Source organism: Pannonibacter sp. Q-1 (genome assembly GCF_054073275.1).
Map to the genome: position 1 here is coordinate 470,445 of NZ_JBSXNB010000001.1, position 13,289 is coordinate 483,733.

12 protein-coding genes are annotated in these 13,289 nt (G+C 62.6%); 8 read left to right on the top strand and 4 right to left on the bottom strand.

The window, feature by feature from the left end:
* The first annotated feature begins 222 nt into the window (after window positions 1-222).
* From ileS to ACVNHC_RS02175, 5 genes are all read left to right on the top strand, one after another.
* Entirely contained in the window at window positions 223-3,240 is a 3,018-nt protein-coding gene (ileS, locus tag ACVNHC_RS02155; protein WP_457166317.1) for an isoleucine--tRNA ligase, read from the top strand.
* Window positions 3,241-3,338: 98 nt separating this feature from the next.
* A complete protein-coding gene (gene lspA, locus ACVNHC_RS02160; protein ID WP_082205841.1) occupies window positions 3,339-3,833 on the top strand; it encodes a signal peptidase II in 495 nt (164 codons plus the stop codon).
* Window positions 3,834-3,910: 77 nt separating this feature from the next.
* Window positions 3,911-4,645 carry a hypothetical protein gene (locus tag ACVNHC_RS02165; protein WP_457166318.1) on the top strand — a complete coding sequence of 245 codons (735 nt, stop codon included), beginning with the start codon at window positions 3,911-3,913 and terminating at the stop codon, window positions 4,643-4,645.
* 180 nt (window positions 4,646-4,825) lie between these two features.
* Window positions 4,826-6,238, top strand: coding sequence for a M16 family metallopeptidase (locus tag ACVNHC_RS02170; RefSeq protein WP_174235450.1), 1,413 nt, complete (start codon window positions 4,826-4,828; stop codon window positions 6,236-6,238).
* Window positions 6,239-6,267: 29 nt separating this feature from the next.
* Window positions 6,268-7,605 (top strand): M16 family metallopeptidase, encoded by a 1,338-nt coding sequence (locus tag ACVNHC_RS02175; protein ID WP_457166319.1) that lies wholly within the window; start codon window positions 6,268-6,270, stop codon window positions 7,603-7,605.
* Between the two features lie 424 nt (window positions 7,606-8,029).
* On the opposite strand, the gene ACVNHC_RS02180 is transcribed toward ACVNHC_RS02175, so the two are convergent.
* Window positions 8,030-8,320, bottom strand: coding sequence for a GIY-YIG nuclease family protein (locus ACVNHC_RS02180; RefSeq protein ID WP_019963157.1), 291 nt, complete (start codon window positions 8,318-8,320; stop codon window positions 8,030-8,032).
* Window positions 8,321-8,484: 164 nt separating this feature from the next.
* On the opposite strand from ACVNHC_RS02180, the gene ACVNHC_RS02185 reads away from it, so the two are divergent.
* Both ACVNHC_RS02185 and ACVNHC_RS02190 read left to right on the top strand, forming a co-directional pair.
* Entirely contained in the window at window positions 8,485-8,727 is a 243-nt protein-coding gene (locus ACVNHC_RS02185) for a type II toxin-antitoxin system Phd/YefM family antitoxin (RefSeq protein ID WP_123193634.1), read from the top strand.
* Window positions 8,720-9,151: a hypothetical protein gene (locus ACVNHC_RS02190; RefSeq protein WP_058897850.1), complete on the top strand. Its 432-nt coding sequence runs from the start codon at window positions 8,720-8,722 to the stop codon at window positions 9,149-9,151. The genes ACVNHC_RS02185 and ACVNHC_RS02190 overlap by 8 nt, the downstream gene beginning before the upstream one ends.
* 68 nt (window positions 9,152-9,219) lie before the next feature.
* Here the strand turns inward: ACVNHC_RS02190 and ACVNHC_RS02195 are convergent, their stop codons facing one another.
* The gene (locus ACVNHC_RS02195; RefSeq protein ID WP_457166320.1) at window positions 9,220-10,431 is read right to left on the bottom strand and encodes an aminotransferase-like domain-containing protein; all 1,212 of its coding nucleotides are present in this window, start codon (window positions 10,429-10,431) and stop codon (window positions 9,220-9,222) included.
* Window positions 10,432-10,661: 230 nt separating this feature from the next.
* Here ACVNHC_RS02195 and moaB point away from each other — a divergent pair, with 230 nt between their 5' ends.
* Complete coding sequence (moaB, locus tag ACVNHC_RS02200) at window positions 10,662-11,219, top strand: molybdenum cofactor biosynthesis protein B (RefSeq protein ID WP_457166321.1); 558 nt, start codon at window positions 10,662-10,664, stop codon at window positions 11,217-11,219.
* A 7-nt stretch (window positions 11,220-11,226) separates the two neighbouring features.
* On the opposite strand, the gene ACVNHC_RS02205 is transcribed toward moaB, so the two are convergent.
* Window positions 11,227-12,702 carry a flavin-containing monooxygenase gene (locus ACVNHC_RS02205; protein ID WP_457166322.1) on the bottom strand — a complete coding sequence of 492 codons (1,476 nt, stop codon included), beginning with the start codon at window positions 12,700-12,702 and terminating at the stop codon, window positions 11,227-11,229.
* An 83-nt stretch (window positions 12,703-12,785) separates the two neighbouring features.
* Window positions 12,786-13,286, bottom strand: a complete 501-nt coding sequence (locus ACVNHC_RS02210; protein WP_082205842.1) for a cupin domain-containing protein — start codon at window positions 13,284-13,286, stop codon at window positions 12,786-12,788.
* Window positions 13,287-13,289 lie beyond the last annotated feature (3 nt).

Below are 13,289 nucleotides of genomic sequence, written 5' to 3' on the forward strand. Positions count from 1 at the left end.
CAGAGGCTTTTGACTGGTACTAGAGCGGCCATGACAGTCATTCTTCCTGCCGGATGCCTTTCCGGCCCCGCGATTTCACGAATTAGCTGCCCGGCCTTCGGCTGACGCGATGGCGCGCCGAGGGACCGGGATCCCTTCGTGGCGGGACGCGGCATGGCCGCCTCCCCTGACAGTTGGCAAGGCGCCCGCCTTGCCCTTCCTGATTTTTGCGGATTGCATGCAATGACCGAAACGACTGCCCGTGACTATTCCACAACGCTGAACCTGCCCGAGACCGATTTCCCGATGCGCGCCGGCCTGCCGCAGAAGGAGCCGGAAATCATCGCGCGCTGGAAGGCGATGGACCTTTACAAGCGCCTGCGCACCGCCTCTGCCGGCCGCCGCAAGTTCCTGCTGCATGATGGCCCTCCCTATGCCAACGGCAACATCCACATCGGCCACGCGCTGAACAAGACGCTGAAGGACATCGTCACCCGCTCCATGCAGATGATGGGCTTCGACAGCAACTATGTTCCGGGCTGGGACTGCCACGGCCTGCCGATCGAGTGGAAGATCGAGGAGGAAAACTACCGCTCCAAGGGCAAGCAGAAGCCGGACCTGAAGAATTCCGCCGCGATGATCGCCTTCCGCCAGGAATGCCGCAGCTATGCGGAGCATTGGGTCGGCATCCAGCGCGAGGAATTCCGCCGCCTCGGCCTCGAGGGCGACTGGGAGAACCCGTATCTGACCATGAATTTCGAAGCCGAAGCGGTGATCGCTTCCGAGCTGATGAAATTCGCCACCTCGGGCCAGCTCTACCGCGGCTCCAAGCCGGTGATGTGGTCCGTGGTGGAAAACACCGCGCTGGCCGAAGCCGAGATCGAGTATCACGACTATCAGTCCGACATGATCTGGGTGAAGTTCCCGGTGATCGAGGCTGGCAGCCTGGACGAGGCAGCCGCCGAGGACCTGCTGGACGCCGCCGTTGTCATCTGGACAACCACCCCCTGGACCATCCCCGGCAACCGCGCCATCTCCTATTCTTCGGCCATCTCCTACGGCCTTTATGAGGTGACGCAGGACGGCCTTGCGGATGACAACTGGGTGCAGAAGGGCGACAAGCTGATCCTTGCGGACAAGCTGGCCGCCGATGTCTTCAAGAACGCCCGCATCACCGACTTCACGCTTGTCCGGCCGGTTACTGCCGACGAACTGGCAGCCATGACCTGCGCCCATCCCTACCGGGATCTGGAGCTTGGCGGCTATCAGTTCGATGTGCCGCTGCTCGATGGTGATCACGTCACCGATGACGCCGGTACGGGCTTTGTCCACACCGCGCCCAGTCACGGCGCCGATGACTTCGAGATCTGGATGACTTATGCCCAGAAGGATATCGCAGCTGCGGAGGCCGTGGGCGGCAAAGAACTCATTGAGGAAACCCGCCAGAAGTGGGCCATCCCCTTCACCGTCGCCGATGACGGCTTCTATACCAAGGATGCACCGGGCTTTGAGGGCCATCAGGTCATCACCCACAAGGGTGAGAAGGGCACGGCCAACAAGGCCAATATCGAGAAGCTGAAGGAAGCGGGCGCGCTGATCGGCCTTGGCCGCCTCAAGCACCAGTATCCGCATTCCTGGCGCTCGAAGAAGCCGGTGATCTTCCGCAACACGCCGCAGTGGTTCGTCTACATGGACCGTGCACTGGACGGCCCGGGCGACACGCTGCGCAGCCGCGCGCTGAAGGCCATCGACGAAACCCGCTTCGTGCCCGCCTCCGGCCAGAACCGCCTGCGCTCCATGATTGCGGGCCGCCCGGACTGGGTGCTCTCGCGCCAGCGTGCCTGGGGCGTGCCGATCACCGTGTTCATCCACAAGGACACGGCGGAAGTGCTGAAGGACGAAGCCGTCAATGCCCGCATCTTCGAGGCCTTCAAGGCGGAAGGCGCGGATGTGTGGTTCGCCGAAGGGGCCAAGGAGCGGTTCCTGGGTGCGGACTACAAGGCCGATGAGTGGGTCAAGGTCGACGACATCCTGGATGTCTGGTTCGACAGCGGCTCCACCCATGCCTTCTGCCTGGAGAAGCGCCCCGATCTCAGCCCGAAGCGCAAGGTTGATGGCGGCGAAGACTACGTGCTCTATCTCGAGGGCTCGGACCAGCATCGCGGCTGGTTCCATTCCTCGCTGCTGGAAAGCTGCGGCACCCGTGGCCACGCGCCTTATGACGCGGTGCTGACCCACGGCTTCACCATGGCCGAGGACGGGCGCAAGATGTCCAAGTCCCTGGGCAATCAGGTGTTCCCGCAGGACGTGATCAAGCAGTATGGCGCCGACATCCTGCGCCTGTGGGTGGCCTCCGGCGACTATGCCGAAGACCAGCGCATCGGGCCGGAGATCCTCAAGACCTCGGTGGACAGCTACCGCAAGCTGCGCAACACCCTGCGCTGGATGCTGGGCACCCTGGCCCATGCCACCGGCGAGGAAATCGCGCTCAAGGACATGCCGGAGCTGGAGCAGCTGATGCTGCACCGCCTCGCCGAGCTGGATGCCCTCGTGCGCAAGGGCTACGAGGACTTCGACTACAAGAAGGTCTTCCACCACCTCTTCACCTTCATGACGGTGGAGCTGTCGGCCTTCTATTTCGACGTGCGCAAGGACACGCTCTACTGCGACCCGGCCTCTTCGGTACGCCGCAAGGCCGCCCTGCAGGTGGTGGAGCAGCTGTTCACCTGCCTTGTCACCTGGATGGCGCCGATGCTGCCCTTCACCATGGAGGAAAGCTGGCTGGCCCGTCATCCGGGCGAGGACAGCTCGGTGCATCTGCAGCAGTTCCCCGCCGTTCCGGCAAACTGGCGCAATGAAGCGCTGGCGGCAAAGTGGGAGAAGATCCGCGAAGTCCGCCGCGTCATCACCGGCGCTCTTGAAATCGAGCGCCGCGAGAAGCGCATCGGCTCGTCGCTGGAAGCCCATCCGGTGGTGCATGTCACCGACGCAGAGCTGATGGCGGCCCTTGCCGGTACGGACATGGCGGATGTCTGCATCACCAGCCAGCTCACGCTCACCGGTGAGGCAGCACCGGAAGGCGCCTTCACGCTGGATGACGTGAAGGGCGTGGCCGTGGTGCCGGGCCTTGCACAGGGCACGAAATGTGCCCGCTCGTGGAAGATCCTTCCGGAGGTGGGGTCTGATCCGGACTATCCGGACGTGACCCTGCGCGATGCCGCGGCCCTGCGTGAATGGGACGCAGCCCACACGGCAGCCTGACGGTTGCTTCAGTTGGAAACGGTGAAGGACGAAGCATGAGCAAGGTGGCTCCCCCGTCAGGTTTTACCCGCAGATGGCTGTGGGGGCCGCTCAGCCGGATGGTGGCGGTGATTGCCGCCATCATCTTTGCTGCCGATCAGGTGAGCAAGCTGTGGCTGCTGTTCGTCTATGACCTGCCCCGGCAGGGCAACATGGATCTGCTGCCGTTCCTGGAGCTCGTCACCGTCTGGAACCGGGGCATTTCCTACGGGCTTTTGCAGCAGGAAACGGATCTGGGCCGCTGGGCCCTCGCCATCTTCACCGTTCTGGCAGCCATTGCGCTGTGGGTCTGGGCGGTGCGCAGCACCAGCAAGTTTGCCGGAGTGAGCCTGGCGCTGATCATCGGCGGCGCGCTTGGCAATGGGGTTGACCGTTTCGCCTATGGCGCGGTTTACGACTTTCTCCACATCCACTTCGGCAGCTTCTCGTGGTATGTCTTCAACATTGCGGATGCTGCAATCGTTGCCGGAGTGGCTGCTCTCCTGTATGACGGTTGGCGAGGAAGCCCCAATAAAGCCTCAAAGGGCGGTTCTAAAGGCCGCAAAGCGGGATAATTGGGACAGCGAGTGCGAGCGGGCAGGCCTGAAGCCGCCTTTGCAGCCTTGCGCTCACAGGAAACGGGATAGGTTACGTGCGGTTCAAGTTTTCTCTGGCAAGTTCCCGGACCGTAAGCCTCGGCGGGCTGCGTGGTGTCGTATCTGCTGTCATGCTGGGCGCTCTGGCGGCTGGCTGCGTGACAAACTCCTATGGCGAGCAGGAAGCCGTCGACAAGGTCGCCGTCCGCAAGATCATGGAAGGCATTGGCGCGGTCGATCCGCAGGCCAAGCCGATCGAATACAAGCCGCGTGCGCCGCTGGCCATGCCGGCCAAGCTGGACCAGTTGCCTCAGCCTGAAAAGCCGGTGACCGAGACAGCGGCCAACTGGCCGACGAAGGAAGACAAGTCACTGCAGGAAGTGCGCGCTGTCTATGCACAGCCCGGCCGCGGCAGCGATGGCGAGTTGCTGACCCCCGAACAGATGCGCGGCGTGCAGATTACCGGCGCACAGCGTCAGGCCAAGACCGCTGCCGATGTGCGCGATGGCGAGATCATGGACGGCGCCCGCATGACGCCGGCCGAAATGAAGAAGCAGAGCCAGGGGCCGCTGACGCGTGTCGACACGTCGGATCTGTTTGGTCCCGATGGCAAGCCTGTCCGCCGCTACCTGGTGGAGCCGCCGATCGCCTATTCGACGCCTGCCGGCAATGCACCGCTGGCGATGCCGAACGACCGCCAGCAGATCCAGGACCGCAAGCAGGCGGAAATGGACGGCGCGCGCATCAAGCCGAACTGCACCCCTACGCCGAAAGAAAGCTGCCTCTTCTGAGGCTGGCAGAACCGGCAGAGATCTGACGGCGGCCATTGGCCGCCGTTTCTGTTTGGCCCGCTCCCTACATGACGAAAATTTAAGGCGCCGGGGCCACGCCAGCGCCTATATTGCAGGCGACGCATTCCTCTGCCGGCGCGACCGGATTCGCGCCCTGTTCCATTCCGGGAGATCCCCAAGATGACACTTCCCGCTGCGAGACGGCGCGGCCTTCTCTTCGCCACGGTGCTGTCCTGCCTTGTTTTGGGCTCCGGCCTGTCGCTTGCCCAGACTGCGGCCGAAGCGCCGCCGGTCATTGCGCCGAACCTGTCCAGCTTCACGCTGGACAACGGTCTTGAGGTGGTGGTGATCCCCGATCACCGCGCCCCGGTGGTCACCCATATGATCTGGTACAAGACGGGCGCCGCCGATGAGCCGGCCGGCCAGTCCGGTGTTGCCCACTTCCTTGAGCACCTGATGTTCAAGGGAACAAAGGACAATCCGGACGGCATCTTTTCCAAGATCGTCTCCGATATCGGCGGCCAGGAAAATGCCTTCACCAGCAACGACTACACCGCCTATTTCCAGCGCGTGGCCAAGGAGCACCTGCCGCGCATGATGGAACTGGAAGCGGACCGGATGCAGAATCTCGTCCTCACCGACGAAGTGATCAAGCCGGAACAGCAGGTGGTGCTGGAAGAGCGGCGCATGCGCGTCGATGCCGATCCCTCCTCACGTCTGCAGGAGACGCTTTCCGCCATCACCTATGTGAACCATCCTTACGGATCGCCGGTGATCGGCTGGCAGAGCGAGATCGAGGCGCTGAACCACGACGCCATCATCTCCTTCTATGACCGATTCTACACGCCCAACAATGCCGTTCTGGTGGTGGCCGGCGATGTGGAAGCGGCCGATGTGCGCAAGCTTGCCGAGGAAACCTATGGCAAGCTGCCGCGCCGGGCCGAGCCGGGTCCGCGTATCCGCCCTGCAGAGCCGCCGCTCAGCGGCAAGCGCAGCGTGCATCTGGAGGATGAGCGCGTCCGCCAGCCGTCCGTTTCCGAAAGCTGGCTGGTACCGAGCCAGGCGACCGGCAAGGACCGCGAGCCGGAAGCCCTTGAACTGCTGGCCCAGATCCTCGCCGGCGGCCCGACCAGCCGCCTGCACAAGGAAGCGGTGCTGGAGCAGCAGGTCGCGATCGGCGTCGGCGCCTATTACCTCGACACCTCGCTCGATACGACCCGTTTCATCGTCTATGGCTCGCCGCGCGGCGATGGCACGCTGACAGGGCTGCAGGACATCTTCGAGCGCACGATCCGGGACATTGCCGAAAATGGCGTGACGGATGAAGAACTGGCCCGCGCCAAGCACTCCCTCATGTCCTCCGCCATTTATGCGCAGGACAGTCAGGTCACCCTCGCCCGCCTGTTCGGCGCCGCACTGACCAGCGGCCAGACCATCGAGGATGTCCAGACCTGGCCCGCCCAGATCGAAGCGGTCACCCCGGCTGATATCCAGAAGGTGGCGCAGGATTATCTGCTGCAGGATCCGGTCACCGGCTATCTCACCGCCCCCGGCCAGTCGCCGGACGGCTCTGTCCGCGACCAGAAGTCCTGAACCGGCTTGTTTGACAAGGACATATGCGCATGACGCAGTTTTTTGCTCCTGCCCGTTTTGCACGGGCCCATTTCACCCGGGCTGTTGCGGGCATCGGTCTTCTTGTGCTGGGTGCCCTGCCTGCGGGCGCAACCACCATCGAAAGGGTTGTCAGCCCCGGCGGCATCGAAGCCTGGCTGGTGCAGGATGAAACCTTGCCGATGATCTCGATGAATTTTGCCTTCGACGGGGGGGCTGCCCAGGACCCGGATGGCAAGGAAGGCCTCACCAATCTTCTGGCCAGCACCATGGACGAAGGCGCCGGCGATCTGGACAGCGAAGCCTTTCAGGGCAAGCTGGAGGAACTGGCCGTTTCCATCCGCTTCAACAGCGGCAAGGATCAGCTGTTCGGCACCCTGCGCACCCTCACAGGCACCCGGGATGAAGCCTTCGATCTGCTGCGCCTTGCCATCAACGAGCCGCGCTTTGACGAAAAGCCGGTGGAGCGGGTGAAGTCGCAGATCCTTGCCGGGCTGCGCCAGCAGCAGGAAGATCCCGACGCCATCGCCTCGGAGGCTTTCCGTGATGCTGCCTTCGGCGGCCACCCCTATGGCAAACCGGGGGACGGCACGGTGGAGACGGTGGAAAAGCTCTCCCCGGCAGACCTCAAGGACCTGCACGGACGCCTGCTCTCCCGCCACAAGCTCGCCATTGGCGTCGTCGGCGCCATTGATGCAAAGACGCTGGCCCCGCTGCTGGACGAGGTGTTCGGCAAGCTGCCGGAAAAGAACCAGTTGCCGGAAGTCGCGGATGTGGAGCCGAAAACAGGTGAGCGCATCTCCCGCACTCTGGACGTGCCGCAGACCACCATCCTCATCGGTCTGCCGGGCCTGAAGCGGGATGATCCGGACTATCAGGCAGCCTTCGTGATGAACCACATTCTGGGTGGCGGCACCTTCACCTCCTGGCTGTTCGAGGAAGTACGTGAAAAGCGCGGCCTGTCCTATGGTGTCGGCTCCAGCCTGGCTCCGGACGACCATTCCGCCCTGCTTGTTGCCTCGGCCGCAACCCGTGCCGACCGGGCGGACGAGACCATCAGCATCATTGAGGAACAGTTCAAACGCATGGCGGAACAGGGGCCCACACAGGAAGAGCTGGACAAGGCCAAGAGCTTCCTGACCGGCTCCTACGCCCTGCGCTTCGACACATCGGGCAAGATCGCAGCCCAGCTGGTGGCCCTGAAACTGGCGGACCTCGGCATCGACTATTTCGACCGCCGCAATGCGGAGATCGAGGCGGTCACCCTCGAAGACGTCCAGCGCATCGCCAAACGCCTTCTGGAAGGCAAGACGCCGCTGATCGTCACCGTCGGCCCGCAGGCCGGCTGACTTTCAGCGATGGATGAGTGAATGCCCAAGGGGCGGCCATCTGGCTGCCCTTTGATGTTTTTTGGGGTGGGCATCAGAAACCTTCAGCAAGCCCCACTTGCTCAAGTCTCCAAGCCTTCGTCATGCCGTGCCTCGTGCATACGGGCAGACCTTCAACTCGCAAGCCAAAACCGCTGAGCACAAGCGGAAAGGCAAGGGAGTGGATGCCATGATCAAGTCATGGCATGACGGAGTGAATATAACACTTCTGGAATTATTATTTCATAATAATCGAAAATAATAAAAACCCTGCAAGCAATCAACTCGCTCAAAACTCAAAATATTCGTCATGCCATGACTTGATCATGGCATCCACGCCGTGCCCAATCCACGCGATTTGCCCCTCAAGTCAACGGTACAGTCCCCGTCGAATAAACTCGCAGCCTCATGCATTCAGGAACCGGCCAAGATCGTACCATTCGGGATTTGTGGCTTCGATCAGCTCGACTTTCCAGGCTCGCGGCCAGCTCTTGATCGCCTTTTCGCGGGCAATCGCTTCCTCCGCCGTTCCATGCGGCTCATACCAGACGAGACGCTGAACCGAGTACCGGGCCGTGAAGCGGGAACCGGTTCCACTCTGGTGCTCATGCAGTCTCCGGATCAGATCGTTGGTCACGCCGGTATAAACCGTCCCATTCTTGCGGCCGGCGAGGATGTAGACCCAGAAGCAGCGCATGATCTCCGGAACACTCCCAATGCGCAATTGCAATCAAAAAGAGCATGTCACCCAGACCGCACCAATTCAAACAGAAGATCATGACCGCCTCCCCCAACCAGATATATTGAAAATACCCATTTTAGCTAATATGGTGATTTTCATATCCAGCATGGAGATCGATCATGCGCACCTTCAGCGCCACGGAACTCGCCAACAAGACGGGAGACGTTCTTGCTGCAGCAGCGCAGGAGCCTGTTGCCATTCAGCGGCATGGCAAACCGCGTTTCGTGATGCTGTCAGCGGAAGAATACGAACGCCTGACGTCGCCGCACGGCACGCGCCGGGCCGTTCACGTGTCTTCGCTGACAGACAGCGAAGCCAGCGATTTGCTCACAGCCCTTGCGGACAGCATGAAGGATGACTGAGCGCCCTGCTCCTCCGCTGCCCGAGCCCGGAGATCTTTGGGACTACCCCTATCTCTGGGCATGGCAGGCAGAACGGGGCGAGGAAGAGGGACGGAAGAACCGCCCTTGCGCCGTTGCGCTGGCAGTGCGCAAGCACCAGGGCCAGACGGAAGTGATCCTGCTGCCGGTCACTTCGCAGCAGCCACCGGCGGAACGCTCATGTGTCGAGGTTCCCGAAATTGAGCGCAAGCGCGCTGGACTGGACGAGCTGATCCGGCTTTGGGTGATCTGCGATGAATTTAACGCCGATCTGCCCGAGCAGTCCTACTACTTCGAACCACACGGCCGCCTAGGAGCCTTCAGCCGCAGCTTCACCAAAATCCTGCAAAGCGCGCTGGCGAAGGCAATCCGGAGCAGGCGGGCAATAACCATCAACCGCCGCTAATCTCCGCTCCTGCAATAAAAAAGGCGGCCCGCAGACCGCCCTTTCTTCCATTACAATAGCCTGAGCCCTCAAGCTTCCGGGATCAGCTTGCCGAGGCGGGAGATGCCTTCCTCGATCATCGTCTCGTTGGCGCAGGAGAAGCTGAGGCGCAGGGTGTTGGCGCCGGAGCCATCGGCGAAGAAGGCCTTGCCGGGCACGAAGGCGACCTTGACCGTTTCCAGCGAACGGGCGAGCAGCGCCGCGCCGTCCAGCCCCTCGGGCAAGGTGACCCAGACGAACATGCCGCCATCCGGGCGTGACCAGCTGCAGCCCTGCGGCATGTGGCGGCCAAGCGCATCCAGCATGCAGTCACGGCGGGCCTGATAGGCCTTGCGGATCGTGGCCACCTGCGTGTCGAAATAGCGTTCGGCCACATCCGCCAGAACCATCTGATTGATGGTGGACGTGTTGAGGTCTGCCGCCTGCTTCATCAGCACCAGGCGGCTGATGACGGGGGCCGCAGCGCAGATCCAGCCCACGCGCAGGCCGGGCGAAAGCGTCTTGGAGAAGCTGCCGCAATAGATCGTGCGCGCTGCATCGATGTGCCCGCAGCGGGCAATGTCCAGCGCCAGCATCGGCGGCACCGGCTCGCCGTCATAGCGCAGCGACTGGTAGGCGGCATCCTCGATCACAGGAATGTCCAGCTCACCGGCCAGATCCAGGATGCGTTCGCGCGTCTGCCGGTCCAGCGTCTCGCCCGTGGGGTTGGCGAAATCGGCGGAAGCATAAGCGAATTTCACCGCGCCGCCCCGCTCCTGCGCCGCCTTGACGAAGTCCTCCGCCGGGCGGTTGCCGAGCGGGATCAGGCGGTCATAATGCGGTTCATAGGCGTTGAAAGCCTGCAGCGCACCCAGATAGGTCGGCCAGTTGACCAGTGCCGTGTCACCCGGCGAAAGCAGCAGCTTGCCGAGATAATCCAGCCCCTGCTGGGAGCCGGAGGTGATGATGATGTTTTCCACCTGGCAGGCAATGCCGAGGCTGGCCATGTAGCCAACCAGCCACTTGCGCAGGGCCAGATTGCCCTCGCTGACCGAATATTGCAGCGCGGTGCCCGCACCTTCGCTGGTCAGCACGCGGGCATAGCTTTCAGCAAATACATCCTTGGGGAAGAGAGCCGGATCGGGAATGCCGCCTGCGAAGGAAATGATGTCGGGGCGGTCAAGCAGTTTCAAAAGTTCACGGATTTCCGAAGCGCGCATCCGTTTCGAGCGCGTCGCGAACACATGTTCCCAGTCCAGCATGGGGGTCTCTTCCCGGCGTTCTGCGGGCCTTGGAATCCGGCCCGTCTGATCGGCTGACAGAACCACAGGTGTTCAAAAACGTCAATATTGCTTACCTATAAGCAGCAAAAATTCTTCTCATGCCCTGCTGACGCAATTTTGTTGATGGCAAGCCCACCCATGACCCGTCTGGCGCAGATGCCCCGGACGCCCTATCTGTCGCAGCAGATCAAGATCGCAAGGACCAAGCCATGAACCGCATCGACGACAGCCGCCCCTTCATCCCCCTGCGCATTGCGGTGCTGACCGTTTCGGACACGCGGCAGCTGGAGGATGACCGCTCGGGCACGGTGCTGGTGGAGCGGATTGCGGGCGCTGGCCACACGCTAGCGGACCGGCGCATCGTGCCGGATGACATCGATGCCATCCGGGAGGCCGTGCGCGGCTGGATTTCGGACAGCACCGTGGATGTGGTGATCACCACCGGCGGCACAGGTTTCACCGGGCGCGATGTGACACCGGAGGCCCTTGAGCCGCTGTTCGAGAAGCGGATGGAAGGCTTCTCCTATGTCTTCCACCGCATTTCCTATGAGAAGATCGGCACCTCGACCGTGCAGTCACGGGCGACAGCGGGCGTTGCGGGCGCGACCTATATCTTCGTGCTGCCGGGCTCGCCGGGCGCCTGCAAGGATGCCTGGGACGGCATTCTCAAGTGGCAGCTCGACTACCGCCACATGCCCTGCAACTTCGTCGAAATCATGCCGCGCCTCGATGAGCATCTGAAGCGCGGCAAGCTGCAGCAGGCCTGACGCCACTTCAGGTTTCCAGACTGTAGGCAGGGACGGTGGAGAGATAACTGCGGTAGGCATCCGCATCCGGCGGCAGAAAGACTTCCGCCAGCGGGTTGGCGCGCCTGCGCTGCACCGCCCCCATGTCCGCCAGCAGATCATCGAGATGGCGGAAGTGATAAGGCGCAGAGCACAGCCCGCCATAGCCCTTGGCCGCAGGGCGCACCGTCCTGCGCCATTCCAGATGCCGGTCAATCCAGCTGTTCATCTCACGGCCTGAGGGCTGATGAGCCAGCTTGCCATCGGCATAGCGCACCAGCCAGCGGGCCGCCATGTCGCTGGTCAGCACCGTGGCGAAGGAGGAGTTGAAGCCGACAAAGCCCAGATCGGGCACATCCGGATTCACCGCCAGCCGGTACAGCCTGTACTGCCCGTCCGGCTCCACCAGCTTCTGGCGCACCTCTTGCGGCAGGAAGGGCACGCCCATCTTCCAGCCGACGGCCAGAAGGGCAACATCCGCCGGCAGCCGGTCTCCGGCCGACAGGATCACCGTTCCCGGCTCGTATCCCGCAATCGTACCCTGAATGGCCTTGATTCGCCCGTCCTTCAGCATCGGGTAGAAGCCTTCCGTTGCCAGAGACAGGCCGCAGGCAATGCCGTTCTCGATCGGCTGCTTTGGCCGCATGCCAAGCTTCTTCAGCCCGAACTGCATGGTCAGCAGGCTTTCCAGCGCCCGCCAGTTGGCCCAGACCAGCGGTTTGGTCAGCGCATGGCGCAGCTTTTCGCCCCAGGACATTTCCCAGCCGGGGAACATGCCCTCCGAGGCGCGGCAATAAAGGATGCGCTTGAAGTTGATCAGCCCGGCGAAGTGATAGGGCACCCGCCAGACCGGCTCCAGATAGACGATGGTGACGGAGGCTGCCCCTTGCTGCACCGCATTGACCGCCACATCGGTGGCCGACTTGGAGAAGCCGAGGATCACCACCTTGCGGCCTCTCACCAAGGCGGGGTCGGTGTATTCGCTGGAATGCAGGATCTGCCCGCCGCCTGCCCTGAATTCATCCATGCCCGGATGCACCAGCTCGTTGCGGTCGCTGAAGACGCCGCTGGCGATGGTGACGAAATCATAGCCGGTGCGGCCCTCGCCCGTTTCCACCCACCAGCCGCCGCCGTCCCGCCGGGACAGACCGGTGACGCTGGTGTTGAACCGGATCAGCGGCAGCAGCGCCTTCTCTCTGGCATAGCTTTCCAGATAGGCATGGACCTGCGCCCCGGACGGCCACTCCGGATACCCCTCCGGCATGGCGGCATCGGTGTAGCGGTAAAGATCCTTCGGGCTCTGGGTGCGGATGCCTGGATAGGAGCGGTGCGGCGCCCAGACGCCGCCAAGCTCGTGGCTGCGCTCCAGCACGGTCACCACATGCCCCTGCTCCTGAAAGGCATGCGCGGCGGCAAGCCCGCTCACGCCCGCGCCGATGACGCAGACCTGTTTGCGTTTGGTCATGATCGAAATCTCCTGTCCCGCACGGCGGGCCGGACTGCTCCGGCCGCACCGGACGCCTGATTTTTCCCGTTGGCCGGGGGCCGTCAGATCTTCAGGGTCAGAGGATCGAAGGTCATTTCATCCGGGCGCAGGAAGTGAACCTCTCTCAGGGCTGAGCGGCGCACCACTTCAGCCGGATCACCCACATTGTGCAGATTGTCGAAGAGCTCGCGCAGGCGCCGGGCAGGCGACACCCAGAAGATGGCGCGGGTGGGCTTGTCGGTGAGATTGTAATAGCCGTGCGGAATGCCCATCGGCATGCGCACCACATCGCCCGCATTGGCAACATGGTGCTCGCCGCCCAGATAAAGATCGAAACGGCCTTCCAGCACATAGATGAATTCATCCTGCGTCGGATGGACATGCGGCGGCACGAAGGTGCCGGGCGGGTCCAGCGTTTCAAAGGAGAAACAGGCCTCGCCCTCGGATTTCATCCAGTAGGTATGGCCGAGAATGCTCCACTCCACGTCGTCAAGGCCGGTTCCGGCGCGGGTGATGCCGGGTTCCGTGTTCACCTGAACCATGTTCGCAATGGCGGTCTTCATGCT

What these genes read in the sequence shown, in the direction of transcription:
- ileS (WP_457166317.1), top strand. Translation starts at nt 223, where the DNA reads ATGACCGAAACGACTGCCCGTGACTATTCCACAACGCTGAACCTGCCC.
- lspA (WP_082205841.1), top strand. Translation starts at nt 3,339, where the DNA reads ATGGTGGCGGTGATTGCCGCCATCATCTTTGCTGCCGATCAGGTGAGC.
- ACVNHC_RS02170 (WP_174235450.1), top strand. Translation starts at nt 4,826, where the DNA reads ATGACACTTCCCGCTGCGAGACGGCGCGGCCTTCTCTTCGCCACGGTG.
- ACVNHC_RS02175 (WP_457166319.1), top strand. Translation starts at nt 6,268, where the DNA reads ATGACGCAGTTTTTTGCTCCTGCCCGTTTTGCACGGGCCCATTTCACC.
- ACVNHC_RS02180 (WP_019963157.1), bottom strand. Translation starts at nt 8,320, where the DNA reads ATGCGCTGCTTCTGGGTCTACATCCTCGCCGGCCGCAAGAATGGGACG.
- ACVNHC_RS02185 (WP_123193634.1), top strand. Translation starts at nt 8,485, where the DNA reads ATGCGCACCTTCAGCGCCACGGAACTCGCCAACAAGACGGGAGACGTT.
- ACVNHC_RS02190 (WP_058897850.1), top strand. Translation starts at nt 8,720, where the DNA reads ATGACTGAGCGCCCTGCTCCTCCGCTGCCCGAGCCCGGAGATCTTTGG.
- ACVNHC_RS02195 (WP_457166320.1), bottom strand. Translation starts at nt 10,431, where the DNA reads ATGCTGGACTGGGAACATGTGTTCGCGACGCGCTCGAAACGGATGCGC.
- moaB (WP_457166321.1), top strand. Translation starts at nt 10,662, where the DNA reads ATGAACCGCATCGACGACAGCCGCCCCTTCATCCCCCTGCGCATTGCG.
- ACVNHC_RS02205 (WP_457166322.1), bottom strand. Translation starts at nt 12,702, where the DNA reads ATGACCAAACGCAAACAGGTCTGCGTCATCGGCGCGGGCGTGAGCGGG.
- ACVNHC_RS02210 (WP_082205842.1), bottom strand. Translation starts at nt 13,286, where the DNA reads ATGAAGACCGCCATTGCGAACATGGTTCAGGTGAACACGGAACCCGGC.